Origin of the sequence: Fundidesulfovibrio putealis DSM 16056 (genome assembly GCF_000429325.1) — a bacterium.
Taxonomy (GTDB): Bacteria; Desulfobacterota; Desulfovibrionia; order Desulfovibrionales; family Desulfovibrionaceae; genus Fundidesulfovibrio; species Fundidesulfovibrio putealis.
Genome location: NZ_AUBQ01000019.1, coordinates 1 through 24,112 on the forward strand (window position 1 = coordinate 1; position 24,112 = coordinate 24,112).

At 57.9% G+C, this 24,112-nt stretch carries 25 protein-coding genes and 1 tRNA gene; 21 read left to right on the plus strand and 5 right to left on the minus strand.

The genetic code is table 11. The features are described 5' to 3' along the window. Positions 1-520: 520 nt before the first annotated feature. The 14 genes from G453_RS0115555 to G453_RS0115605 all read left to right on the plus strand — a co-directional run bounded on the left by G453_RS0115555 (position 521) and on the right by G453_RS0115605 (position 10,809). A complete protein-coding gene (locus tag G453_RS0115555) occupies positions 521-775 on the plus strand; it encodes a hypothetical protein (RefSeq protein ID WP_027191796.1) in 255 nt (84 codons plus the stop codon). A gap of 16 nt (positions 776-791) precedes the next feature. Then, positions 792-1,226, plus strand: a complete 435-nt coding sequence (locus G453_RS28095) for a hypothetical protein (protein WP_156920967.1) — start codon at positions 792-794, stop codon at positions 1,224-1,226. Positions 1,227-1,538: 312 nt separating this feature from the next. Then, a complete protein-coding gene (locus tag G453_RS0115560; protein WP_027191797.1) occupies positions 1,539-2,198 on the plus strand; it encodes a recombinase family protein in 660 nt (219 codons plus the stop codon). Positions 2,199-2,342: 144 nt separating this feature from the next. After that, entirely contained in the window at positions 2,343-2,672 is a 330-nt protein-coding gene (locus tag G453_RS0115565) for a hypothetical protein (RefSeq protein WP_027191798.1), read from the plus strand. Continuing rightward, positions 2,665-4,320 (plus strand): hypothetical protein, encoded by a 1,656-nt coding sequence (locus tag G453_RS0115570; protein WP_027191799.1) that lies wholly within the window; start codon positions 2,665-2,667, stop codon positions 4,318-4,320. Before G453_RS0115565 ends, G453_RS0115570 begins: the two co-directional genes overlap by 8 nt. After that, a complete protein-coding gene (locus G453_RS0115575; RefSeq protein ID WP_027191800.1) occupies positions 4,321-4,719 on the plus strand; it encodes a hypothetical protein in 399 nt (132 codons plus the stop codon). Beyond that, on the plus strand, positions 4,720-5,997 hold the full coding sequence (locus G453_RS0115580) for a hypothetical protein (RefSeq protein ID WP_027191801.1): 1,278 nt from the start codon (positions 4,720-4,722) through the stop codon (positions 5,995-5,997). Then, positions 5,987-6,406, plus strand: a complete 420-nt coding sequence (locus G453_RS28100; RefSeq protein ID WP_156920968.1) for a hypothetical protein — start codon at positions 5,987-5,989, stop codon at positions 6,404-6,406. The genes G453_RS0115580 and G453_RS28100 overlap by 11 nt, the downstream gene beginning before the upstream one ends. A gap of 32 nt (positions 6,407-6,438) precedes the next feature. Next, positions 6,439-6,813 (plus strand): hypothetical protein, encoded by a 375-nt coding sequence (locus tag G453_RS0115585; protein WP_027191802.1) that lies wholly within the window; start codon positions 6,439-6,441, stop codon positions 6,811-6,813. A gap of 3 nt (positions 6,814-6,816) precedes the next feature. Beyond that, positions 6,817-7,740 carry a major capsid protein gene (locus G453_RS0115590; protein ID WP_027191803.1) on the plus strand — a complete coding sequence of 308 codons (924 nt, stop codon included), beginning with the start codon at positions 6,817-6,819 and terminating at the stop codon, positions 7,738-7,740. A 641-nt stretch (positions 7,741-8,381) separates the two neighbouring features. Beyond that, the gene (locus tag G453_RS28105) at positions 8,382-8,741 is read left to right on the plus strand and encodes a hypothetical protein (protein WP_156920969.1); all 360 of its coding nucleotides are present in this window, start codon (positions 8,382-8,384) and stop codon (positions 8,739-8,741) included. Continuing rightward, positions 8,738-9,655: a minor capsid protein gene (locus G453_RS0115595; protein WP_027191804.1), complete on the plus strand. Its 918-nt coding sequence runs from the start codon at positions 8,738-8,740 to the stop codon at positions 9,653-9,655. Before G453_RS28105 ends, G453_RS0115595 begins: the two co-directional genes overlap by 4 nt. Continuing rightward, a complete protein-coding gene (locus tag G453_RS0115600) occupies positions 9,652-10,050 on the plus strand; it encodes a hypothetical protein (protein ID WP_027191805.1) in 399 nt (132 codons plus the stop codon). Before G453_RS0115595 ends, G453_RS0115600 begins: the two co-directional genes overlap by 4 nt. Positions 10,051-10,053: 3 nt before the next feature. After that, on the plus strand, positions 10,054-10,809 hold the full coding sequence (locus tag G453_RS0115605; protein WP_027191806.1) for a hypothetical protein: 756 nt from the start codon (positions 10,054-10,056) through the stop codon (positions 10,807-10,809). 128 nt (positions 10,810-10,937) lie between these two features. Here G453_RS0115605 and G453_RS0115610 read toward each other — a convergent pair. Both G453_RS0115610 and G453_RS0115615 read right to left on the minus strand, forming a co-directional pair. Next, positions 10,938-11,013 (minus strand) — tRNA-Ala (locus G453_RS0115610). A 38-nt stretch (positions 11,014-11,051) separates the two neighbouring features. Further along, a complete protein-coding gene (locus G453_RS0115615; RefSeq protein ID WP_027191807.1) occupies positions 11,052-12,521 on the minus strand; it encodes a glycosyltransferase family protein in 1,470 nt (489 codons plus the stop codon). A gap of 40 nt (positions 12,522-12,561) precedes the next feature. Between G453_RS0115615 and G453_RS0115620 the strand changes: the two genes are divergently transcribed. The 7 genes from G453_RS0115620 to G453_RS0115650 all read left to right on the plus strand — a co-directional run bounded on the left by G453_RS0115620 (position 12,562) and on the right by G453_RS0115650 (position 20,104). After that, a complete protein-coding gene (locus G453_RS0115620; protein ID WP_027191808.1) occupies positions 12,562-13,173 on the plus strand; it encodes an RlmE family RNA methyltransferase in 612 nt (203 codons plus the stop codon). Next, a complete protein-coding gene (locus tag G453_RS0115625) occupies positions 13,174-13,920 on the plus strand; it encodes a YebC/PmpR family DNA-binding transcriptional regulator (protein ID WP_027191809.1) in 747 nt (248 codons plus the stop codon). 10 nt (positions 13,921-13,930) lie between these two features. After that, positions 13,931-14,431 carry a crossover junction endodeoxyribonuclease RuvC gene (gene ruvC / locus G453_RS0115630; RefSeq protein ID WP_027191810.1) on the plus strand — a complete coding sequence of 167 codons (501 nt, stop codon included), beginning with the start codon at positions 13,931-13,933 and terminating at the stop codon, positions 14,429-14,431. Further along, entirely contained in the window at positions 14,428-15,042 is a 615-nt protein-coding gene (gene ruvA / locus G453_RS0115635; RefSeq protein WP_027191811.1) for a Holliday junction branch migration protein RuvA, read from the plus strand. Before ruvC ends, ruvA begins: the two co-directional genes overlap by 4 nt. Beyond that, entirely contained in the window at positions 15,039-16,013 is a 975-nt protein-coding gene (gene ruvB, locus G453_RS0115640) for a Holliday junction branch migration DNA helicase RuvB (RefSeq protein ID WP_027191812.1), read from the plus strand. Before ruvA ends, ruvB begins: the two co-directional genes overlap by 4 nt. Before the next feature lie 3 nt (positions 16,014-16,016). Continuing rightward, complete coding sequence (gene thyX / locus G453_RS0115645; protein ID WP_027191813.1) at positions 16,017-16,739, plus strand: FAD-dependent thymidylate synthase; 723 nt, start codon at positions 16,017-16,019, stop codon at positions 16,737-16,739. A 521-nt stretch (positions 16,740-17,260) separates the two neighbouring features. Further along, positions 17,261-20,104 (plus strand): FAD-binding and (Fe-S)-binding domain-containing protein, encoded by a 2,844-nt coding sequence (locus G453_RS0115650; protein WP_027191814.1) that lies wholly within the window; start codon positions 17,261-17,263, stop codon positions 20,102-20,104. 445 nt (positions 20,105-20,549) lie between these two features. Here the strand turns inward: G453_RS0115650 and G453_RS0115655 are convergent, their stop codons facing one another. From G453_RS0115655 to glnD, 3 genes are all read right to left on the minus strand, one after another. Then, on the minus strand, positions 20,550-20,810 hold the full coding sequence (locus G453_RS0115655; protein WP_156920970.1) for a hypothetical protein: 261 nt from the start codon (positions 20,808-20,810) through the stop codon (positions 20,550-20,552). Further along, entirely contained in the window at positions 20,774-21,442 is a 669-nt protein-coding gene (locus tag G453_RS0115660; protein ID WP_051272501.1) for a peroxiredoxin, read from the minus strand. Before G453_RS0115660 ends, G453_RS0115655 begins: the two co-directional genes overlap by 37 nt. A 63-nt stretch (positions 21,443-21,505) precedes the next feature. Then, complete coding sequence (gene glnD, locus G453_RS24505) at positions 21,506-24,082, minus strand: [protein-PII] uridylyltransferase (protein ID WP_043646057.1); 2,577 nt, start codon at positions 24,080-24,082, stop codon at positions 21,506-21,508. Positions 24,083-24,112 lie beyond the last annotated feature (30 nt).

Consider the following 24,112-nt stretch of genomic DNA (forward strand, 5'->3'; position numbering starts at 1 on the left):
AGTTTCGGCTATCTCTCGGACCTGGGCCAGCTTTCTGCGGCCCATGAGGTGTGTCTTGGCTATCTGCCTGTCCGATTCGCCAAGGCGCATCCGGACAAGAGCATGGCGATATTCAAACATCTCGAACCTCCGATTGGACATCCCGCGTACCTCCCGCTCGTGAATCCGGCGGAAATACGTGGCATCTCGAAGGTCCGAAACCCGGTTCGGCCAGGCTAGACTGGCTCCATTACCTGATCATCAAATGGCCCCATTGCGTGAGCACTGGGTGGCTCCATTAGGTGAACATCCGGTGGCTCCATTGGGTGAACATCGAATGGACCCATAGGGGCGGTCGCCGACAGATAATCCGACATTTGTGCTTTCCTCAAAACCCGTCAACAAAAATATATCTAAAACATATAATTCTCTTGACGTCTGACACTCATTCAATTATTCTCCCGCCCCCTCAATTCTCCCCTTGACAAAACCTCTGTAGTATGAGAATGTATCGCCATCAACACAGAGGAAAGGAGGCTTTATGGACAAAGTGTCTCAGACGGAAAAGGAATGGGAAGAGCGTTCGGGGATGAAAGGGCTTGCTTATCGTCCAACAGCAAAGGAGCTTTTTGACAGCGGTATGCATCCCTTGCAGCTCACAAACTACACAGACGGCGGGGTTCCCCTGGAGCCTGTGACCTGGGGGGATGTAGTGGATTTCGAGATTGAGCTTTGTTGTGAAGAAGTAGTCAACAACCCCGAACTTCGCGCCCACATTTTCGGAGTAACAATCTAACAAGAAGGATATTTTTATGGGACTGGAATTTGCCATCGAAACATGTTCGAAGTTCGTAAACTTTAAACAAGACCCTAACAAGTCTGAATGTGAAAATGGGTGGGACTTGGTTCAAGAACTTAAAGATGAGGGCTATTATGAAGACAGCTTTCATGCTGAAGAAAGCAACAAAACGCGCACTCTTATCGAGCACCTGAAGAATGCTTTCAACACACACATTGGAAAAGATGCTTCCTGTTCATTTGACGTTATTAAGGAAATTTCTGAGTTAGTCGATGAAGAATTTTATCCATGCAATTCCTGTAAAGAGACAGTACGATCTTTAATAAGGAAGATTGTAACGCTACCGACTCCACTCGATCCTAAGCTTGTAGAGTGGAAATCGAGAGTTAGTGCATTCAGTATAGACATAATTCGAAACGGCGTTATGAAATCATACTTCGATGAATAGCCTATTCATTTAGTTTGGACCACGAAGAAAGGGCTGTTAGGCCCTTTCTTACATTACCGTCCCTAGCTATGTTACTGACGGTATTTCCCGACTCAGAAATAATCCCGGACACTGAAAAACGGTAACTCTCCCAGCCTTCGCCCCTCCCCATTCTATAGAAATTTTAAATAGCATCTATCGTCTTCACCACTACACGATATCCCAGCGGGAAACGCCACAAAACCCAGTAATAGCCCAGATTCCTGGGCATTTTCTAGCTTGACTACATACAAACCTTCGTATAGAGTTTTAGTCAAGCAAGGGGGAATGGTCATGGAAGGCAAGTTTGTCGCATATTATCGAGTCTCGACAGCCCGCCAGGGGTCATCCGGCCTTGGCCTGGACGCTCAAAAAGAAGCCGTAACCTCCTACCTTAATGGCGGGAAGTGGACGCTCTTGAGGGAGTTCACAGAGGTTGAAACAGGCAAGGGCAGCAACGCCCTCTCCAAACGCCCCCAGCTTCGGGAGGCTATGGCCTTCTGTAAGAAGAACAAGGCCAAGCTCATTATTGCCAAGCTAGACCGTCTGGCAAGGAATGTGAATTTTATCAGCGGCTTAATGGAAGCAAAAGTCCCATTTGTTGCCTGTGATCTCCCAGAGGCCAACAACATGACCATTCACATTATGGCCGCGTTTGCGGAGCATGAGGCACAGCGTATCTCTGCCAGAACCAAGGAAGCCCTTGCTCAAGTGAAGGCCAGAGGGAAGCAGTTAGGCAATCCCCGCATCAAGGAAATGGCTGCTATGCAACGCTCGCAGGCTATGGAAGATGCTGAAAGGTTGCGCCCTGTACTGACGGGGTTCAAGGCACAGGGATTCACTCAGAGGCGCATGGTGGACGAACTGAACGCCCTTGGCATCCTGACTGTACGCGGGAAGCAGTGGGGCTTACTCCAAGTCCAGCGTGTACTATCCCGGCTTGATATAAAGTAGCCATCCCCCGCCATACGATACGCACTAGCCCCCTACATGGGGGCTTTTTTATTGCCTCAAGCTATACAAGGTAGAACTGCTAAAGATACCATTGCATATACTATTACAAGGGTACAGTACAGGAACACAACAGGAACACCGGGAATGATGAACATGCCAAGAGCAGCAAGCCGCAACAATCCGAAGCTTCACCCACTGGAGAAGCGGGCCAGGATATATCAGGCCAAGTATGAAATTGATCTTGAGTGCAAAACTCAGTTCTCTAAGGACGTTTGCCGCACACTGGCCGCATTGCGTGTGGAACTCGACAGACTAGAGGCTGCTGGTGGTCTTGGCCCTGAGTATAACAGGACGCTCAAGCTCTTCAATAAGACCTTCAAACTCCTTCCGAAGCCCAAGGCCATCCCCCAACCCCATCCTGTAGAGCCTACCCCTGCACCTGAATCTGACTTCTGGGGGGCTGCTGTTGGCTAGTAAGAAAGACCTGGCTCTAACCCGTTGGAACGCCCCCGGCTATGCGGGGTTCAAGAACTGGCTTCAGGACATCAAGCCCCACATAAAACACGATGACGGGCTTTTCCATCCCTTGCAACTGGAGCAGTGGCAAACTGACATCCTGCGGGATGCTTTGGCCGTGGATGAGCGCGGTAACTTCAGCCACAATATCATAATGACCTGTATGCCCCGTAGGCATTCCAAGTCTACCATGTGGCAGTTGGTGATTCTCTGGCTTGTAATGTCCAGGGAGAACCAGAACATTATAGCTCTACCTTGCACCGATGACCACGGATTACGGACGATGTTCAAGCCGATGGCTGGTATTATCTCTCACACGCCCAAGCTTTCCCCGCATTTCAAGGTGTTTCCGTCCCGTGGTACTATTCAGTTTGATGAGATGGGCGGAAGCATTACTATTGTCGCGCCCAACCCTGCAAGTGCCTTTGGAGATAAGGTCAGTGTCCTTTGGACAAGTGACATGCACATCTCCCCTGATTTGCGCCCATTCAATGCTTTTCTAGCTGGTTTGATGGACTCGAAGAACTCTATTGTACTTATTGACACAAACGTTGACGTAATAGGTGGCCCTGTTCATTCCCTGCAAGTAGAAGCCGCCGAAAACCCCCGCATCTACTCAAAGCACCTAGAATATAAAGATTTTGAGGAGTATTGTGAAAAGGCTCCTCGCTGGATTGACCGCAACACGGCGGCAACAAACAGGGCAGTAACGCTAGATGCAGAGTTTCAGCGGGATACGTTGGGGAAGCGTGGGTCAGGAGTGCATGACCTTTTCCCTTCAGACGTTTTAGAGAAGTGCAAAGATTCTTACACAATGCCCGTATCTGCTGAAGCCCTGAAGGAGCTTGTGGGCGGTAGACAGTACATCGTCACAGGTGGACTTGACCGGGCTAAAAAGTTGTGGGGCGGCGATGGTACTATCTGGACTGTCACGCTTAAAGTTGCCTCAATCTCTGGGGAGCCTCATGTCTACGTTCTCAACCAGAAGGCAATAGCCCCCAACACTGCCGCTGAAATCAAGAAGGCCATACTTGAAGACCATGAGCGTTACACACTGACCAACGTAACGATGGAAGATTACGAGACGCACGATATAACGCCGTGGCTCGATTCCCAGAAGATTCCCAACGAATCTGTATCAGCGACCAATACCCGTCAGAACTCCGCATTTCTTGAGATGCACCGGGTTGCAAAAGAAGGGCGGCTTCATATTCCAACCAACGCCCCCCTAATCACTGAGATGCGAACCTTCATCTACAGTGAGTCGAAGACTGGAAAGTTCCAGTTCGGCAGTTCTAACAAGCGGAACTTCCCAGACGATAGGGTTTACTCTGCCTGCTGGTCTATCTTCGCTGCTCGTAATGCAGTTCTCAGCATGTACCGCATTGGCAACATCCTTTGCAGAAACAAAAGCCCGAAGAAGTCTCTGTGTTTCCTGCTTGGGGGTTCTTTGGAACTCGTATGTAAGACAGGATGCCACGCATACAGCCAAGTTGAGAAAATGCACCAGCACTATGCAGCATTGACGCTTCAAGAAACAGATATCCCAAACTTCTTCAGTAGCTACGTCAAACTTGACGGCGCACGAATCTCACAGGCGGTTTAGATGACATCCGCTCAAGTTACAAAAGCACTTCAAGCCTATTTTGTTCTCAAGTTCAATTCTTGTGAAGTCGAATACGCCCAAGCAGTTCCCCATAGCATCAAGCGGGAAGTTCAGTGGGTGAGAGTCACAGTCAAAACGGGGCGGGGTTCTATCCTTGAGAAAGGAGAAGACGAACCACTTACAAGAATCCCTGGAATCGCCATCTTTGACGTTCACACTCCATTGAAGTTCGGCGGGATGAAGGGGCTTGATGTTGCAGACGAAATACAAGCCCTGTTCAGAGTCAAAGAGATAGGCGGCATCTATACGGAGCAACCCTACACAGACGACTTGGGGGCTTCAGAGTTTGCTTTCATGCATAGCGTCTGTGTTCCATTCTACTATTACCAAGGCATGTAAATGTTATATTATCCAGTAATCCAAGACATCAAATTCCCTGACAATCAGCGTAAGGAAGAGGCTCAAAAGCGTTTAGAGCTATACCACGATATACACGAACTCCATACCCTGAACCAGTTGAAAGACTTTTCCGAGCCTGAGCTTCTGCAACTGGCCTCATTGAACATAGTCAAGAAGTGCATCAACCAGCTTGCACAGACTTACCAAGAGCCGCCCCGTCGCGTGGTAGATGGCACTGATTCTGATAAGGAAGTCTTCGCTCAGATTGTGGAGTCTTCAATGCTTGACATCAAGCTCAAGCAGGCTTCCCGCTATACCAAGCTGTTGAAGACCGTCCTGATTCGTCCTGTCTGGCGTTCCAACAAGATGGACTTGGACATTCTGACCCCTGACTTCGTTGATTGCGAGTGGGGGGATACCCCGTCCGAACTGCTCAAGGTCATTGTCACGAATTGGGGGAGTCTTGGCCGTCCTGATGAAGTGACTTTCTCTATCTGGACCGCTGAAACCTACGTCCTGAAGGACTACCGGGGGACTGTTCTCGAAAGCATCCCCAACCCATACAAGCAAGTCCCCTTCATAGCCTGTTGGGATTACGCCCCCGCCTCTGATTTCTGGCTCCCTGGTGGTGATGACCTCATTAGCTGCCAGCTTGCCGTCAACTCCAAGCTGGTCGATCTGCTCCATGTGCTTCGGCATCAGGCTTTCGGGGTTGGGTGGATTCGTGGGGTTGCTGGTTCCGGTCATCTCCGGGTTGACCCTGGCTCCCTGGTTGAACTGCCGGAGGATGGGGCTTTGGGGTTCGAGTCTCAAGAAGCCAAGATCACAGAGACTATCCAGGCCATTGACCAGCTTCTCAAGTGGACAGCCATAACCAACGGGCTTCCCGCTGCTTCCCTCTCTACTGATCCTGTAGAAGAGTCTGGCATATCCAAACAGGTATCCAATTCTGAGCTTGAAGAACTTCGGCGGGATGATTGTGAACTCTGGCGTACATACGAGAGGCAACTATTCGACATCTTCCGTATCGTCAACAACGTCCACAACACAAAGAAGCTTTCCGACAAGGCTACTCTCAGCATTGACTTCTTCGACAACAAGCCCGTCATTTCCCCTACTGAACAGGCTTCAGCGTGGGAAGCACTCATTGCTTTGGGGGTTATCAGTCAGGTTGATATTGTTATGGAGCGAAACCCAGACATAGCAACTAGAGAAGATGCCCTAGCGTATCTGGTCGAACTGCAACAGGAACGGAAGGCCATTACCAATGAAGTTTAATGTCACATTCTCACATACGCCAAAGCAGTTTGAAGAAATGCTAATGGCAGAGTTTGAAAAGCCTTTTCGTGAAGCGGTTATCGAACTGTTCACACGAATCATTCAACGAACACCTGTTGATACTGGAAGGGCTAAAGCCAACTGGCAACCCGCCAATGGACGTTACATCGAAGACCGCTCCCTTAATCAATACGACAAAGAAGGCACGGCTACTATCAATAAAGTGCGGGATGTATTGAGCAAGTGGAAGCTATCAGATGGCTTTGTGTCACTGTGCAATAATCTGAACTACATCGTCCCACTTGAGTATGGCTTTTCTAACAAAGCCCCTACTGGAATGGTACGCATTAGCATTGAAGAGTGGGATGACATTGTAAATGAAGCTTGGGCGAAAGCTCAATCTAAATAATCGTCGCCAGACGTTAAATAGGAGCATCACACATGAGCGAAGAACAGATTCAGAATCAGGACAACAACGGCAACGCTACCGACAACAGCGAGAAGATGATTCCCAAGTCCAGATTCGATCAAGTGAACACAGCCAAGAAGCAGGCAGAAGAAACCCTTCAATCACTGGTTGAGGAACTGAAAGAGGACATCCCCGAAAAGTTTAGGGAACTTGTCCCGAATCTTCCCCCTGCCGATCAGGTGAAGTGGATTCGTACTGCCAGCAAGGCGGGCATGTTCACTGAAAAAGCGGAGCCGAATGGCCCCGACTCGAAAAGGCCGGGAGGCAAGCCAAGCGTGGACTTCTCCACCATGTCTCCAATGGAACAAATCACACTCGGCCTGAATCAGGCCGCCGAAAGGAAATAACAAATGGCTACCATGACTCTTGTTGAATCGCTGAAATACTACCAGAACCCTTTGCAGCGCGGGATTGTCCAGCTTTTCCCCGCCAACTCTGCAATTCTTCAGTATCTTCCCTTCCGTAGTATCGACGGCAACAGCTACAGCTACAACCTGGAAGATACCCCCCCGAATGTGGGATTCCGTGCGATTAACGCCGAATATACGGCAGACCAGGGAGTAATCAACCCTCAGTCTGAAGCCCTCAAGATTGGCGGTGGTCTTATCAAGATCGACCGCGCTCTTCTGGCTATGCAGTCCAGCAACGGCACTGACATTCTGGCTGAACAGACCGCCATGAAGGTGCGGGCTATGTCTCGCCGCTTTGAGAAGGCGTTTATCAAGGGAGATGCTACCGGAACCCCCGAAGAGTTCGACGGCCTCGAACTGCGCGTTGCTGGTGATCAGCTTATGACCGCTGGCACTGCGGCGGGTGGTGCTGCTCTGACTCTCGCCATGCTGGACGAATTGATTGACCGCCTCGATTTTGCCCCCACTGTCCTCCTGATGAACAAAACCATGCGCCGCAAGGTCAACTCCCTCATGCGTGCGGCTGGTCAGGCTACCGAAACCGTCTCTGGTGTCTTCGGCCAGCAAATCCCGGCTTACGCGGGCGTGCCGATTGGCATCGTGGGCAAGGACAACACCGGGGCGGAAATCCTCGCTTTCGATGAGAAGGACGGCCAGGCCGTACCCGCTGCCGCTTCTTGCACTAGCATCTATGCCCTTTCGATGGGTGGGGAAGGCGTGTGCGGTATCCAGAATGGCTCCATGAACGTGGATGACCAGGGCAATTCCGAGATTTGGCGTAAGATTCTGGTGGAGTGGTACTGCGGCCTGACTATCCAGCACGGCCACTCTGTTGCCCGTCTGAAGGCCATCAAGAACGCCTAACTTCTGAACTCAAGTGCAAAAGTGGGGGGAGTCGGGATTCCTCCCACACTGCACTTCTTAGGATTTCAATATGTTTGAAGGGAAGAAGCGCACTCCACTAGAGGCCATGAAGGCATTTTGCCATTGGTGTATGTCTGGCACTGCACACGATTGCAACTCAGTCGAGTGCGCCTTGTTCCCTTACAAGGGGGGAGAAATCCCCCCCAAAGCTTCCCGCAATCTACTGAAGCAAATCAAAGCCCGTTGCCTGGACTGTATGCCCAATGGGGCTGAATCCTGTGACGCCTTCGAGCCTTACGAATTTCATAAGCCTTGCCCCCTCTGGCCGTACCGTTTGGGGAAGTCGCCCAATGTCTCTGAAGCAACCAGACAGAAGCGGTCAGAGCAGGCCAAAAAACAGGGCTTAGGCAAAGCACAGGACGGCAAAAACGGGGCAAATCTCGCATCCTAATTCAAAAGACGTACTTCGCTGAGACATGGGGTGCTTGAGTCTTCCATGTGCCATTTTCGCTAGCCCCTGCGGTTCTCCCTCCTCCTCCCGCATAAAATGGTGGACTCCGGTACGGTGATGCCGAAAACGAAGGGTGTCCTAGTAGTGGACGCCCTTTTCACCAATAACTTTCAACCAGAATGGGGGATGTATGATTTCAAAATCACAAGTTGACTCTGCCGTAACTGCACTGATGAATGATTGTCAATTTGCTCTTCAAGAAGCGACCTTCAAGCGTGTGGAGTCTTCCGACTATGACCCTGAAACAGGGGAAGTAACGGTTGTTGAGAAGTCATTTACTGCAAGCGTAATTTCCAGACGCTACAAGTCAAGTCAGGTAGACAACACAAATATTCTCTTTGACGATCTGAGACTGCTTACAAAATCTAGCTGGTGTGACTTCAAGCCGAAAAAAACTGATACTTTGGTACTTGACAATCGCGTTTACAGCATTATTTCTGTTAGAAGTGATGCGTTCGAGTCTTCGTATGCCATTCAGGTACGCGGATGAACACCGAAGACAAATACATCATCCTAGAACACGCGATTGAGGGATATTCTGGCACGGTGCTTGCTAGTATAAATGATAAAGTAGACAAACTGCTACCCGTCATCCTTGCTTATCTCAGCATCTACGCCGATAAGTACCAAAAAGCCCCGATTTTACAGCGTCAAGCGGTCATAGCCGATTACAAAAACGTAACCGGAAGTGCAATTTCTGTAACCTATGACCGCATACAACAGCAGCTTGTGCAGTCTGGTGCATCAATAGTTGGAGTCTTACCCCCGATCTTTGAAGCTTTTGATCTTAAGTTCAAGAGTATCCCCGCCTTTCAGGCTGGTGGAATGGTAATTGACGGGAAGAATCTGACCGAATGGGTTGGGGGGTTGGGGGATTCTCTGAAGTCCCGCCTCGCTGAGAAGATTAAAGTTGATTCCAAGTCAACTTTAAATGCTGCCCGTGAGTCCCTGAACTTGGGGAAGCCTGGGCTTGATGCCATAACGGGAACTTCTATCAGGTATGACAGACAGGCTTTCGAGCTTGCACTGATCGAAGCCAACCCCCAGACAATGCCCCAGACTCTTACGTTCATTGCCATACTGGATAGCCGGACTAGCCGAATCTGTAGGAGCCTTCACGGGAAGACCTACCCGGCGAACTCCCCCAATCTTCCTGTCCCGCCCTTGCATCCACGTTGCCGTTCTCGGTTGGTCCCATATGTCTCGCCAACCCAAGTTCAGACTTATCGGGAGTGGCTTGAACGGATGCAGGCGGCGGGGCGGGTTGACCTTCTCAAAGCAATACTAGGCCCCCGCTATGATCTATTCGCTTCAGGTAAGTACACGCCTGACGGGATGGAGATGGCAACTAAACTCAATACGGCTGAAGATGTAGCCGACTTCGTAAAGGAATATGCAAAATGATTGTTTTCCCTACTGTAGGATTTAATTCATATATTGATGTTGACTATGCCGATGAGTATTTCACCACTAGGATTCGTGGGGATGCTTGGTTTGCCTTGGATGATGACCAGAAAGAGATTGCATTGATATCAGCATATAGAAAGCTCTGCCTGTTGTCTCTCTCTGTAGAGCTAAATTCGTATGACTTTCTAGCCAGCATATCACAAGCACAATGTGAGCAGGCGTTGTATGAAGTAAAGAATGACCTTGACCAATCTGCAACGAATATCTCTAAAGTCGATCTTGACGGGGTTTCTATTGATTGGAAATCAAGTCAAGTGAAGCAATATAGTGAAATGGCAATGGCGTTGTTGTCTGGGTATTTAACCATTAGGACCGTGAAAAGGAGTCGATGATTTATGAGCATGTGTAATCAATGCGACCTGAAGAAGACTAAGGATTGTGGAAGAACGCAACTGCCTAGCGGCGAGTATGCCGTCTGTTTTCCTATGAAGCAGATTCTTAGCGGTGAAACAAGTGGACAGGATATTAGGAACAGCAAGGGAGAGACTGTCTATTGTAAGAACAGAAGCGATAAAGAAATCAGTTTTTCTAGCTTTGGTGATGAAACATATATGAAAGACATGGTTGAACAAATGGATGAGGAAGAGTTCAAAGACAGGTGGGAAGAGCTTAGGGCAGAAGCCCCAAAGTATCTTGCTATCTATGTGGCAAGAAACGTGCTTGGGCGTACATATGAGCAGATTCAAGAAGAGTTCGGCTTCAATACCATCAATTCAGTGGGGCAGGCAATTAGAGATTCTGAAGCCGCTTTCAATAACATTGCCGATTTGCTTAACACTTGGCATAGAATGAAGCCGCTTTATGATTTTGTCTCTGACAAACGCCTGCCAGCGGGACTTGCTGAATGGCTTCTGGTTCAACTTAGTGGCCGTCCAGCTAACCAGATTGCGAAGCTGATTAACCCGGACAACCCCGAAACGGTCCACAGGCGGATCAAAACGCAACAGGGTTACTTTTTAAACGGCGGGGTGACTATCAATACTCAGGACGGTAAGGTCACTCTGACCTACGGCAACGGAAAGACTAAGGCGGTGACGGTCCCTGACGTTCTCGCCAACCCTGAATATCAGACACAAATCAGCATGAACTAATGCGCGAGTGGGGGGCTTCGGCCCCCCTTTTGGCCTGTGCCACATGAGCCTGTGCCACAATCCCCGAAAATCTGTGCCACAAAGCAAGAAAAGGGCACCTAGAACTTCTTCTAAGTGCCCGTAATCTTTGGTGGAGGCGATGAGGATCGAACTCACGACCTCAGCGTTGCGAACGCTGCGCTCTCCCAGCTGAGCTACGCCCCCTTGGGAAGCGTGGACTTTAGGGATTCCTGCTCTCGGGGTCAAGTCTTAATGCGTGCAAGGATGGAACTGATTCGATGGGAGTAGGTGTGTTCATTCAGGATAAGCTCACGCCATGCCTGCGCCAGGGCTGGTCCGGCCTCTTCCAGGGAGGCCACGGCTCCTGCGACGTGCGCTGGTGTCTTGTAGGTGATGGGGGCCGTCAGTTCGCGCGGGAAGAGTTCCAGGCCGGGGGTTGCATCGCTTATGAGCCGCCCCCCCGCAGCCCACACGTCGAAATGGCGCTGGGTCAGTCCGCGTGGCAAAAGCGGGCTGGTGGCTCCCACCACGCATCGCGCTGATGCGTACATTCCGGCCAGGGGGCCGTAGTAGTCCACCGGGGGCATCAGGGAGTAGTTCGCATCCACCAGGCTCCGCCACGCATCGTCCCCGCACAGCACCAGGTCTCCGGCTGAGGCAGCCGCCTCGATGACCGCCGTGCGCCACATTCGGCCCGTTTCCTCCGCTCCCAGCGCGGCCAGCCGGGCCTGTTTTCCCGGCCAGTAGCGCTCGATGCCCGTGCGCTTGCACCACCACGCGAAGTCCGGCCTCTGGCCGCGGGCAAAAAGGCTGGCGGCCTCGGCCAGGGCGGCCTCCGGGAGCTTAAGCCCCGCGAAAAAATCGTCGCGGCCTGGAAACGCGCTCCGCCCAGCGAACAGGAGCTTCCCGGCAAGCTCCGGCGCGTCCGGTTCGGTCCGGAAGAATGCGGGGCTCGCAGCCAGGGGGAGATGGTGCACGTTGCGCGCCCCGTGGCTTTTGAGAGGACCTATGAACCAGTCGTCTGTGACGAAGAGGCTCACGTCCTTCCAGAACTGGCTTTTCAACCCGCTCAACGCGTTGAAGGGATTGTCCACGCACCAGACTGCCACGGGAACGCCCGCGCGCTCCAGCAGCGAGAAGGCCTGCCCGTAGGCGTCCAGACCTGAAAAGTTGACTGACAGATACAGATCGGGGCGGCCTTCCTTGAGTAGGGATGGAAGGTGCTCCCAGGCCACGTTCTGCACCTGATAGCCGAGTCCGCCCAGGGCTTCGGCCACCTCGCGCACGATGAGCCGATCCTGCGAGGCGGGCATGAACACGGTCCTGTCCGGGAAGCGGTCGGTCAGTTCGGGCTGGGGCAGGGTCAGCGCGGCCAGTACCGGCCCCCAGAAACCCGGAAACAGGCGCAGGGCGCTCTGGGATACGGCCACGTTGGAGTCGTCGTGGGGATCGAAGCAGGTGACGGCGCGCCAGTTCTTCGGAATGGCGGCGCGCCAGTCCTCCCCGGCCTGTTCGGCGAAGGCGGGGCATTCGAGATAGCGCACCGACGCGTCGGGAGGCAGCGACGCGGCCAGCGCGGCTGGTTCCGGGCCGAGGCCCAGGACGAGCCAGTCATTGTGGCGCGAGGTCCTGACGATATCATGGCCGGGGCCTGGCGTCTTGGGTGTCCCGAGCTCGTCGGTCAGGCGTAGGCGCCTGGGGGGGCTTTGCATCTGCGTGTGCCCTTTGCTACAGTTCCAGGTTGGGGGGGACATGAAAAAACGACATGACCATTATTTCAACCGAGCCCGGCAGGAAAACTATCCGGCCCGCTCGGTCTACAAGCTCCAGGAGCTGGACTCCGAATTCCGGCTGCTCCGCCCCGGCATCAAGGTGCTCGACCTGGGAGCCACGCCCGGCTCCTGGACGCTGTTCGCGGCCAAGAAGGTTGGTCCCACGGGGAGAGTGCTCGGCGTGGACATAAACCCCACGGACACTGCCTTCCCGGAGAACGTCACCTTCATGGTGGCGGACGCGCTGAACCCCGGCCCGGAGTTCACTGCCGTGCTTCAGGAGTGGAAACCATTCCAGCTGGTGGTGAGCGACATGGCTCCCAAAACCACGGGCCAGCGGGTCACCGACCAGTGCCGCTCCCTGGAGCTGGTGGAGCAGGCCCTTGCCCTGGCCGGGACTTGCCTGATACACGGCGGCCACTTCGTCGCCAAGATCTTCATGGGTCCCGATGTGAAACCCTTTACGGACTCAATGCGCGGGGCCTTTGAAAAGGTCAAGACCGCCAAACCCAAAAGCTCCCGCTCGGAGAGCTTCGAACAGTTCATCGTGGGGCTCGGTTTCAAGGGCCTTCAGAAATATCCGGAGGAGTAGATGGCTGGACATTCGAAATGGAAGAACATCCAGGTGCGCAAGGGCGCCCAGGACGCCAAGAAGGGCAAGGTTTTCACCAAGGTCACCAAGGAGCTGATGCTGGCGGCCAAGGCCGGAGGCGGCGACCCCGGCATCAACGCCCGCCTGCGTTCGGCCATCGCGGCCGCCAAGGCCGTGAACCTGCCCAAGGACAAGATCGAGACCGCTGTCAAGAAGGGCACGGGCGAACTCGGCGGGGGCAACATCGACGAGATCACCTATGAGGGCTACGGTCCCGGCGGCGTGGCCATCCTGGTGGAAGCCGCCACGGACAACCGCAACCGCACCGTGGCTGAAATCCGCCACATTCTGGGCAAGGGCGGCGGCTCCCTGGGCGAGTCCGGCTGCGTGGCCTGGATGTTCGAGAAGAAGGGCATCATCACCCTGGACAAGGCCAAGTACGCCGAGGACCAGCTGATGGAGGCCGCTCTCGAGGCCGGAGCCGATGACGTGGTGGACCAGGACGACACCTGGGAAGTCAGCACCGCTCCCGAGGTTTTCGAGACCGTGCGCCAGGCCCTGGAAGACGCTGGCATGGAGCTTCTCTCCGCCGAGGTCACCATGTCCCCCAAGAACACCGTGGACGTGGACGTGGAGACCGGGCGCAGGCTCCTGAAGCTCATGGACAACCTGGACGATAACGACGACGTGCAGCAGACCCACGCCAACTTCGAGTTGCCCGAGGAATTGCTGGCGGAACTGGGCTAGGCCCGAAAGAATGGCCGCCGTCACCATCCTCGGCCTGGACCCCGGTTCGCGCAACACCGGCTGGGGCATCGTGCGCGAGGAGTCCGGCGTGGCAACCCTGGTGGACGCCGGGGTCATCCGCGTGCAGTCCCTTGGCGACATGGACCTGCGCCTGGGGGCCATCTTCGAGGCCCTGGCCGGGCTTCTGGCCAGGCATCAGCCCGGCGAGGCCGCCATGGAGGACGTGTTCGTCTCCAAGAACCCGTCCTCGGCGCTCAAGCTTGGTCAGGCGCGCGGCGCGGCCATGGCCGCCTGCGCCGTGGCCGGAATCCGCGTGCACGCCTATGAGCCGACGGTGGTGAAAAAGAGTCTGGTGGGCGTGGGTCGGGCCGAAAAAACGCAGGTGGCCTTCATGGTCGCGCAGGTGCTTGGATGCCGAAAACCCCTGGCCGCCGACGCTTCGGACGCGCTGGCCGTGGCCGTGTGTCATCTGAATCAGCGGCGCTTCAAGCGCCTCTTGGGGGAGCTGTGATCGCCTATCTGCGCGGAGAACTGCTGGAGAAGTCCGACAAGGGCTGCCTGGTGCTCACCGCCTCCGGCGTGGGCTACGAGCTTGCCGTGTCCACGCCCACTGCGGCGAATCTGCCCGCGCGCGGCGAGGAGGCCTCCTTCTTCGTGCACGCCCAGACCGGCGAGGACGGCACGCGCCTGTTCGGCTTCCAGACCGGGGACGAGCGCCGGGCCTTCCGCGCTCTGATAGGCATCCCCAAGCTCGGCCCCAAGACCGCGCTGTCCATGCTGTCCTGCTATTCCGTGAACGACCTGTCCCAGATCGCGGCCCGCGAGGACGTCACGGCACTGTCCCAGGTGCCGGGCATCGGCAAGAAGAGCGCCCAGCGCATGATCCTGGAGATCAAGTACGCCCTGGCCGACATCTCCGAGACCAGTTCGTTCACGCCCTCGATGGGAGGCATGGCCGCCGGCTCGGTGATGCGAGACGCCCTGGCCGCGCTCACAAACCTGGGCTACGCCGAGTCCGAGGCCGCGCCCCTGCTGCGCGACGTCCTGGACGCCGAGCCCGATCTTGACGTGGCCCAGGCCATCCGTGTGTGCCTGAAGAAGATCGCGGCGGCCAAGGCATGACGACCACACCCACCGCCCTCCCGGACGACACCATCCGTCCCAAGCGCCTGGCTGATTTCATCGGCCAGCAGGACCTGCGCGCCAACCTCCAGGTGTATCTTTCCAGCGCCACCGAGCGCGGCAAGGCCCTGGACCACACACTCTTTTACGGGCCTCCGGGCCTGGGCAAGACCACCCTGGCCCAGATCATGTCCTCGGAGCTCGGGGTGAATCTCATCACCACCTCCGGGCCGGTGCTGGAGCGCGGCGGCGATCTGGCCGCTATCCTCACCAACCTGGGCCGCCACGACATCCTGTTCATCGACGAGATCCACCGCATGCCCCCAGCCGTTGAGGAGATCCTCTATCCGGCCATGGAGGACTTCAAGCTGGACCTCATCATCGGCCAGGGGCCGGGCGCGCGCACCGTGAAGATCGACCTGGAACCCTTCACCCTGGTTGGGGCCACCACCCGCATCGGGCTTCTGACCTCGCCGCTGCGTGACCGCTTCGGGGTGATCTTCCGCCTGGATTTCTACTCCCCGCAGGAGCTCTCGGCCATCGTCACCCGCGCCGCGAAAATCCTCGGAGTGTCGCTCACGCCAGAGGCGGCCCTGGAGATCGGCAAGCGCTCGCGCGGCACGCCGCGCATATCAGGTCGGCTCCTTCGGCGCGTGCGTGATTTCGCCGTGGTGCAGGGTAGCCCCGTCATCGACCAGGAGCTGGCCCGCGTGGCCCTTGGCCGCATGGACGTGGACCCGCACGGCCTGGACCAGATGGACCGCAAGATTCTCTCCTGCCTGGTGGAGCAGTTCGGGGGCGGGCCGGTGGGGGTGAAGACCCTGGCCGTGGCCTGCTCCGAAGAGGTGCGCACCCTGGAGGACATCTACGAGCCGTATCTCATCCAGTGCGGCCTGATACAGCGCACCCCGCGTGGGCGCGTGGCCACGGCCAAGGCCTACCAGCATCTGAAAATTCATCCGTTAGGTTAGAACATGCCCGCCAAAAGACTCGACGTATCCCTGTTGGCCTTCACCCCGGAGCCGCTCTCGGTGATCTACGCGGCCTTCCGCCAGTGCTACCACGCCGGTTTCGTGGCCGACATGTGGCCTCGCCTGCTGGCCGGGGAAATCCCGCGCGAGAAGCAGGCCGAGTTCGTGGCCAAGGTGCTGGAGTCCGGGCACGTGAGCCCCATCGAGCACGTGAGCTTCACCTTCGCCATCGAGGGCGTGTCGCGGGCGCTCACGCACCAGCTGGTGCGCCACCGCATCGCCAGCTACTCCCAGCAGTCCCAGCGCTACGTGGACGCCTCCTCCTTCGACTACATCATGCCCCCGGCGATTAAAAAGATCCCCGAAGCCAGAGCCCGCTTCGAGGCCTTCATGGAAGAAGTCGGCACGGCCTACCGCGATCTTAAAGCGATACTCGAGGACAACGGCAGGAAGGACAAGGCCAAGGAGGACGCCCGTTTCGTGCTGCCCCAGGCCGCCGAGACCCGCATCGTGACCACCATGAACTGCCGCGCCCTGTTCAACTTCTTCGAGCAGCGCTGCTGCACCCGCGCCCAGTGGGAGATACGCGCCCTGGCCGACAAGATGCTCTCCCTGTGCCGCCTGACCGTGCCCGAGGTGTTCGCCGTGGCCGGGGCCAAGTGCGAGCGCCTGGGCTACTGCCCCGAGGGCGAGAAGTTCACCTGCGGCAGGTATCCGCTGCCGTAGTATAGAGCTTTGTGGACCGGCCGCGCCTCCGGCTCTCCCACCTTTCGCTCGTGTGGCGTTCTCAAAATACGTTCTTACACTACATGGCCTTAAGCCAAGAGAACCATTGATTTTGTTTGTGAAAAACATGTTCATGTCTTTCACAAACGCGACACTGCGGCAAAGCGACTTTCCTTTCCCTTGACCTTCCCCGGATGCAGGTCCACACAGCATGTATGGCCCTCCTGCGTGTGCTGCTCCTGCTTGCCTGCCTGCTTATCGTGAGCGAGGTTACTCTCTCCGGGTGTCCTCCCCAATGCGGACCCTCACCCGATTTGTCGTGCTCTGCGCCCTGACAGGGCTGAACGAGTGTCCCGACAGCCCCAAGACATCTCACCGGAACCAATGCCCCGCGCCTGGGTCTTCCTGCGCCTGAAATTCGAGTCGTCGCTTCCCAAATCAGTATTTTCGCGTTAATCAGAAAGCAGTCCTGACTATTTTTTGCGTCGCCCGCCGGTAGACGCTCCCAAGGAGACCCTCCGATGCTCAAAGACGACTGCTCCAAGCTTCCTGGCGTCTATCAGGAATACCATGCCCGCATCGCGGCCTTCATCCCGCAGGACAGGTTGTTTTGCGGCCCGTTCACCAACCTGGCCTACGGGGACGACGCCAGCTTCTACCGGCTGGTGCCCAAGATCGTGGTCAAGGCCCGCACGCCCGAGGAGGTCTCCAAGATGCTGGCCATCGCCAGCGAGCTCAAGGTGCCGGTCACCTTCCGCACCGCCGGGACCAGCCTCTCCGGGCAGGCGCTCACCGATTCGGTGCTCATCTATCTGGCCGGAGCCTGGAAGGGCCTGCACATCCATGACCACGCCACGCACATCAGCCTGGAGCCGGGCGTCATCGGCGCGGAGGCCAACGTCCAATTGGCCCCGCACGGCAAGAAGATCGGCCCGGACCCAGCCTCGATAAACGCGGCCATGATCGGCGGCATCGCGGCCAACAACGCCTCGGGCATGTGCTGCGGCACGGCCGAGAACAGCTACAAGACCGTGGAATCCATGAAGCTCATCTTCGTGGACGGTTCCGTGCTGGATACAGCCGACGCCGCCTCGCGCGAGGCCTTCATCAAGAGCCATCCCAAACTTGTGGGCGAACTCGCGGCCATCCGCGATGAGATAGCCAACAACAAGACGCTTTCCAAGCGCATCCGCCACAAGTTCAAGATCAAAAACACCACCGGCTACGGCATCAACTCCTTCGTGGACTTCACGGACCCCATCGACATCCTGCTGCACTTGATGATCGGCTCCGAGGGAACCCTGGCCTTTATCTCCGAGGTCACCTACCGCACCGTGGTGGAGCATCCGCACAAGGCCTCGGCCATGATGTACTACCCGACCATCGCCGACGCCTGCAACGCCACCATCCAGCTCAAGAAGGGGCCGGTCTCGGCGGTGGAGCTCATGGACCGCGCCTCCCTGCGCTCCGTGGAGGACAAGCCCGGCATGCCCGCCTTCCTGAAAGGCCTGCCCGACACAGCAGCCGCCATCCTGGTGGAGACCCGCGCCGCCGACGACAAGACCCTGCTGCGCCAGATAGAGGACATCCAGGCCCTGGTCGCCAACATCGATCCCATCCATCCCATCGTGTTCATGGACCAGCCCGCCGACTACAACAAGCTCTGGAACATCCGCAAAGGCCTGTTCCCGGCTGTTGGCGCGGTGCGCAATCCCGGCACCACCGTGGTCATCGAGGACGTGGTCTTCCCCATCGAGAAGCTGGCCCACGGCACCGTGGAGCTCCAGGAGCTCATGCACAGGCACGGTTTCCCCGAGGGCATCATCTTCGGACACGCCCTGGAGGGGAACCTGCACTTCGTGTTCTGTCCGGACTTCAGCTCGCCGCAGATGATCAAGAACTACCAGCTCCTCATGGAAGAGACCGCCGAGATGGTGGTGGGCCGCTACGACGGCTCCCTCAAGGGCGAGCACGGCACCGGGCGCAACATGGCACCCTTCGTGGAGATGGAGTGGGGCGAGCAGGCCTACGCCTACATGGTGCGCCTGAAAAACGCCTTCGACCCCGAGAACCTGCTGAACCCTGGTGTCATCATCAACGACAACCCCAAGGTCTACCTGGAAAACCTCAAACCCATGCCTGCGGTGAACGAGATCATCGACCGCTGCATCGAGTGCGGCTTCTGCGAGCCGGTCTGCCCGTCGCGCTCCATCACCTCCACGCCGCGGCAGCGCATCGCCCTGCAACGACATATGGCGCGCCTCAAGCATGCCCACGACGACGACCTCATGAAGGAGTTCTGGGAGCACTACACATACTTCGGCGAGCAGACCTGCGCCGCAGACGGCCTGTGCGCCACGGTCTGCCCCGTGTCCATCGACACCGGCAGCTTCACCAAGAAACTGCGCGGCCAGCGCGCAAGCCCCCGCGCCCACAAGATCGCCCAGTGGGTGGCCGACAACTACGGCACGACCCTGAACATCGTGCGCCAGGGCCTCAAGGTCGCGGGCGGCGTGCACAGGCTGATCGGCTCCAAGCTCATGGGGCAGCTGGCCGAATCCTTCCGCGAACTCTCCGGAGGGCGCATCCCCCTGTGGACCAAGTGGATGCCCGTGGGTATCACGCCTCCGGCCTTCACGGACACCCTGCGCGGCAAGGGCCTCAAGGTGGTCTATTTCCCCAGCTGCGTGGCCCGCTCCATGGGGCCCGCCAAGGACGACCCGGAGCAGCGCGCCCTGTACGAGGCCACGCTCTCCGTGCTGCGCAAGGCCGGGTACGACGTGATCTTCCCGCACAACATGGCCGAGCTCTGCTGTGGCCTGACCTTCGAGTCCAAGGGCTTCTTCGAGCAGGCCGACCAGAAGGCCCGAGAACTGGAGGCGGAACTGCGACGCGTGAGCGAGGGCGGGACCATCCCCATCCTCTTCGACACCAGCCCCTGCCTGTACACCATGCGCAAGAAAATCGAACCTGATCTCAAGATCTACGAGATCGTTGAGTTCATTCACGATAATCTCATGGACAAGCTGCACTTCACCAAGAGCCCGGAAGCAGCCACCATTCACGTCACGTGCAGCTCCATCAAGATGGGCCTCGCAGGCAAGTTCAAGGCCGTGGCCGAAGCCTGCGCCGAGACCGTGACCGTGCCGCGCAACATCAACTGCTGCGGCTTCGCTGGCGATCGCGGCTTCAACTTCCCCGAACTGAACGAGGCCGCCCTGGACGGGCTGGTGGAACAGCTGCCGCCTGAGACCACGCGCGGCTACTCCAACAGCCGCACCTGCGAGATCGGGCTGTCGCGCAATGCGGATATTCCGTATCAGTCGATAGTGTATCTGGTGGATCGTTGTACTGTGGCTAAGTGAGGAAGATATAAGAGAAGATGCCTCCGGCGGCCAGGGGGAGAAGCCTCCCCCTGGACCCGGCTTTCCGCTTCGCGCCGTGCGCGGGAGTGTTGTGGTGGGCGGGTCTGGAGGCTGGGGACTGTCCCGTTCGTGTCCTGGCGGGCGGGCGAGAACCGATTTGAAGACGATTCGTCGCCCGCCCGCCAGAACCCGACCGTGACAGCCCCAGCCTCCAGCCCCAGTCTCCGGTTCTGGTCGGAGTCGGGGGGCGGGGTCGGAAAAAGGCGATTTCAAGAATTAAAAACCCTGAAGCGCGGCTTTGCGCGCTTCAGGGTTTTTAATTGGGCAATATTTAAAGCTGTAGCAGTATGTTACGCGAAGCTAATGCAGGGTCCAGGGGGATCATCCCCCTGGCGGGTCCAGGGCAGAGCCCTGGTGGGGTCCGGGGCGAAGCCCCGCCAGCCTCTCACAATTTCAGCTTCTCCTGCCCAAGCGGCGTAGGACGCAGCGTGCCCCCGGCTTCTTCCAGAAGGCCCTCGTCGATAAGGGCGCGGGTCAGCATCCGCACCCGGTACAGGGGGAGCTTGGTCGCTGCGGCAGCGTTGTCGACGTTGCCGTGGGCGGCCAGTGCTTCCAGTCCCTGGCGTCCGAGTTCGGTGAGGGTCCCGTCGGGTTTGACGCAGGCCACGGCTACAGGCTCTTCTTGCAAAAGAACCAGTCCACGCATTCGATGCCTTCGGCCTTCACGCGCTCGTCAGCGGCGTCCTGGGTGCGTGGCGGCGGCATGATCACCTTGTCTCCGGGCCTCCAGTTGGCGGGGGTGCCCACGGAGTTGGCGTCGGTGACCTGAAGCGCGTCAACGAGTCGAAGAATCTCGTCGGTGTTTCGTCCGGTGGTCAGGGGATAGTAGATCACGGCGCGCACGGTGAGCTTGGGGTCGATGACGAACACGCAGCGCGAGGTCTCGGTCTTGGATTCGCCGGGCATTATCATGCCGTAGAGTTCGGCCACCTGACGCGAGAGGTCGGCCACCAGGGGAAATTCGATTTTGGTCCCGAATTTTTCCTCGATGCTGCGCACCCAGGCGATGTGCGAGAAGATGGAGTCGATGGACAGGCCCAGGAGTTCGCAGTTTCTGGCGCGAAGCTCACCGTGGATGGCGGCGAAGGCCAGGAATTCGGTGGTGCAGACCGGGGTGAAGTCCGCCGGATGGGAGAAGAAGACCAGCCAGGAACCTTTGAAGTCTTCCAGGCGCAGCACGCCGTGTGTGGATTCGGCCTCGAAGGCGGGGGCGGGGTCGCCGATGCGCGGCAGGCGGGGCGGGCAGGGGGAGATGCCTGGGGATATATTCTGGTCCATGAATTCCTCCTGAAGGGCTAGGGATAGTTTCTTGATAGCCCATCAGGAGAGGAAAAGTCCACCTCAGGCCAGACCGGCCAGGAGAATGTGCGTGATTTCGTCGATGCGCTGGGAGTCTGTGACTTTGCGGCCTTTCTGGGCGCGCACGTAGAACACGTCGTAGACCTCCAGCCCGTGGGTGTCGATCTTGGCCATGTGCACGTCAAGCTCCAATGAATCCAGGGCCACGGCGATGTCGTAGAGCCTTCCCAGCCGATCGGAGGCTTTGACTTCCAGGCGGGTGAAGTACTCGGATGAGTCATTGTCCACGCCGACGCTGGGCCGGATGCCCATGTCGGGCGGGCGCGGCGTCAGGGGGGAGGCGCGCTTCTCCTGGATGCGGTAGTCCAGCGAGAGCTTGCCGGTGAGGGCGTAGCGCAGCGCGCGGCGCACCCTGGCCCAGAGTTCGTCCGGGAAGAGGTTGTCCGGCGGATTGGCGGTCTGGTAGGTGTGGAGCTCGGTTGCGTCGCTCCAGAGGAAGAAATCGGCGGAACGGATGTTGATGCCGTGCAGGGCCAGCACCCCGGCCATGGTGGCGAAGAGCCCGGGCTGGTGCCTCGCTGCGAGCGTAACGCTCCAGCCGTCGCCTGCGGGGGAGGGGGTGGCCTCGATGATGGCCACTCCGATCCCGGCCTTGCTGGCGGGGCGCATGCGCGAGTCCTCTTCCAGGGCTTCGTCCAGTCGGGCCAGCAGATGCAGGTCGCCAAGAATGTCGGTGGCGGAGCGGGAGAGCAGGTAGCGGGGAGGCATGGCGTCCAGGCAGGCTTCCAGCCGTTCCGCAGAGAAGAGGTCCTTGGCCTTGGCGTACAGGTCGTCGCGAAGGTGCAGCATGGCCTGGGCGTCTCCAGCGTCAAACAGGGAGCCTCCCTCCAGCATGGAGAACACCCGCGCGTGCAGGCCGCCGATGAGGCTGGCCTTCCAGTCGTTCCAGGCGGAGGGGCCGGTGGCCTGGGAGTCGGCCATGGTCAGGAGCAGCAGCATGTCCAGGCGCTCGGGCGTGGAGACGCGCTGGGCCGTGGCGGCCAGCACGTCGCGGTCGGAGATGTCGCGGCGCATGGCGGTGTCGGCCAGCAGCAGATGGCGCAGCACCAAAAAGCTCACGTCGGAGAGGGCGTCCTCGTCCAGGCCGAAGCGGGACAGGGCCTCGCGGGTCAGGTCCACGCCCTTCTCGGAGTGCGCGCCGCCCAGGCCCTTGCCGATGTCGTGGAAGAGCGCCCCCAGGAAAAGGCGCTCGGGGTGTGGCAGCCGGGCGTAGACGTGATGCCAGGGATGCTCCGGCAGCGCGGCCTTCTTGAGTTCGAGGATGGTCTCCAGGGTGTGTCGGCCTACCGGATGGATGTGGAACACGTCGTACTGCACCATGTGCTGCACACGCCCGAATTCGGGGACCAGCGCCCCGAGCACACCGGTCTCCAGCATGTCGGTGAGTGCCGCGTCGCCGCCGGGTTCCAGGAGCGCCTTGCGCAGCAGCGCGAAGGCCCGCTCGCCGCCCTCGGCGGTGGCCGCGAAGCTGGCGATCTCGGGGATGGCGGCCTCTATGCCACGCCGCGCGGAAAGCGAGAGCGGCTCTCCCAGGCGCAGGGAGTGGCCGAAAATGTCCAGGACGTCGCCGGGGCTGACCGAACTGAGCCCTTCGGTGAAGTCCAGGCCGTCTCGGGTGAGCACAACGTTTGCGCCCAGCGGCTTGGCTGGCGCGGGGGCAGGGGGGACGGCGTTGCCAAGCAGCGGCCAGAGGGCGCGGTGCAGGGTGCGGATCTCGGCCATGATGCGGTGCAGTTCTGTCAGGAAGGCCTCGACGCCGCGGATGGCTCCGGCTGCCTCGAAACCCAGGCGGCGGGCCAGTTCGCGCTGGGCGTCCAGGCTCAGATGGTCGTCCTTGCGGTTCAGCACCACGTGGAGGTGGTTGCGCACCACGAGCAGAAATTCCAGATGTCCTTCCAGGACGGCGAGCCATTCGGCGGGGAGCCCTGCGCCGCTCAGGCGCGAGAGCGTGTCCAACCAGCGTACCTGATGCACGTCGCGAAGGCCGCCCAGGGCTTCCTTGAGATTGGGCTCAAGCATCCCCGACGCGTCGCCGTAGCGGGATGCGCGGCTTCTGTTCTGCCCTTCCAGCCAGGTCTTGAAGTCCGTTGCGCGTCCGGGCAGGAGCTTTTTGTCGCGACGTTTGACGAAATCGTCGAATATTTGCCGGTCTCCGGCCAGAAAACGCGTGTCGATCAGGGAGGCGAATACCTGCCAGTCCGTGGCGGCAAGTTCCAGGCATTCGTCGGTTGAGCGTACTCCATGTCCCAGGTCGGCCCCCAGGTCCCACAGCGGGAAGAACACAGCCTTGGCCAGTTCCTTGGCTTCCTCGGGGACTGAACGCCCGTAAAGCAGCAGCACGTCTATGTCCGAGCGTGGACACAGTTCGGAGCGCCCGTAGCCGCCTACGGCCACGACGGCGAAAGGGATCGTGCTGGGGGGGAGTTCCGTCAGGCGGTTTCGGAAATAGTCGTCGAAGGCAATTGCGTGTTTTTGACAAAAACCGACGCCGGGGGCTTCCAGGAGCTTCCGGCGTTTTCTGTCCAGGCTGCGGACTGCTTTTGAGGTGGGGCGTGCCATGAAAAAGGAGGGGCCGCAGCGCGGCCCCTC

Bases quoted from the DNA above. Each gene is read 5' to 3' on its own strand.
- G453_RS0115555 (WP_027191796.1), top strand. From the start codon at position 521: ATGGACAAAGTGTCTCAGACGGAAAAGGAATGGGAAGAGCGTTCGGGG.
- G453_RS0115575 (WP_027191800.1), top strand. From the start codon at position 4,321: ATGACATCCGCTCAAGTTACAAAAGCACTTCAAGCCTATTTTGTTCTC.
- G453_RS0115600 (WP_027191805.1), top strand. From the start codon at position 9,652: ATGATTGTTTTCCCTACTGTAGGATTTAATTCATATATTGATGTTGAC.
- ruvC (WP_027191810.1), top strand. From the start codon at position 13,931: ATGGCCGCCGTCACCATCCTCGGCCTGGACCCCGGTTCGCGCAACACC.
- G453_RS0115660 (WP_051272501.1), bottom strand. From the start codon at position 21,442: ATGGACCAGAATATATCCCCAGGCATCTCCCCCTGCCCGCCCCGCCTG.
- G453_RS0115580 (WP_027191801.1), top strand. From the start codon at position 4,720: ATGTTATATTATCCAGTAATCCAAGACATCAAATTCCCTGACAATCAG.
- G453_RS0115560 (WP_027191797.1), top strand. From the start codon at position 1,539: ATGGAAGGCAAGTTTGTCGCATATTATCGAGTCTCGACAGCCCGCCAG.
- G453_RS0115565 (WP_027191798.1), top strand. From the start codon at position 2,343: ATGATGAACATGCCAAGAGCAGCAAGCCGCAACAATCCGAAGCTTCAC.
- G453_RS0115590 (WP_027191803.1), top strand. From the start codon at position 6,817: ATGGCTACCATGACTCTTGTTGAATCGCTGAAATACTACCAGAACCCT.
- G453_RS0115620 (WP_027191808.1), top strand. From the start codon at position 12,562: ATGAAAAAACGACATGACCATTATTTCAACCGAGCCCGGCAGGAAAAC.
- G453_RS0115615 (WP_027191807.1), bottom strand. From the start codon at position 12,521: ATGCAAAGCCCCCCCAGGCGCCTACGCCTGACCGACGAGCTCGGGACA.
- thyX (WP_027191813.1), top strand. From the start codon at position 16,017: ATGCCCGCCAAAAGACTCGACGTATCCCTGTTGGCCTTCACCCCGGAG.
- G453_RS0115595 (WP_027191804.1), top strand. From the start codon at position 8,738: ATGAACACCGAAGACAAATACATCATCCTAGAACACGCGATTGAGGGA.
- G453_RS0115585 (WP_027191802.1), top strand. From the start codon at position 6,439: ATGAGCGAAGAACAGATTCAGAATCAGGACAACAACGGCAACGCTACC.
- G453_RS28100 (WP_156920968.1), top strand. From the start codon at position 5,987: ATGAAGTTTAATGTCACATTCTCACATACGCCAAAGCAGTTTGAAGAA.
- glnD (WP_043646057.1), bottom strand. From the start codon at position 24,082: ATGGCACGCCCCACCTCAAAAGCAGTCCGCAGCCTGGACAGAAAACGC.
- G453_RS0115605 (WP_027191806.1), top strand. From the start codon at position 10,054: ATGAGCATGTGTAATCAATGCGACCTGAAGAAGACTAAGGATTGTGGA.
- G453_RS0115655 (WP_156920970.1), bottom strand. From the start codon at position 20,810: ATGCGTGGACTGGTTCTTTTGCAAGAAGAGCCTGTAGCCGTGGCCTGC.
- G453_RS28095 (WP_156920967.1), top strand. From the start codon at position 792: ATGGGACTGGAATTTGCCATCGAAACATGTTCGAAGTTCGTAAACTTT.
- G453_RS28105 (WP_156920969.1), top strand. From the start codon at position 8,382: ATGATTTCAAAATCACAAGTTGACTCTGCCGTAACTGCACTGATGAAT.
- G453_RS0115625 (WP_027191809.1), top strand. From the start codon at position 13,174: ATGGCTGGACATTCGAAATGGAAGAACATCCAGGTGCGCAAGGGCGCC.
- G453_RS0115650 (WP_027191814.1), top strand. From the start codon at position 17,261: ATGCTCAAAGACGACTGCTCCAAGCTTCCTGGCGTCTATCAGGAATAC.
- ruvB (WP_027191812.1), top strand. From the start codon at position 15,039: ATGACGACCACACCCACCGCCCTCCCGGACGACACCATCCGTCCCAAG.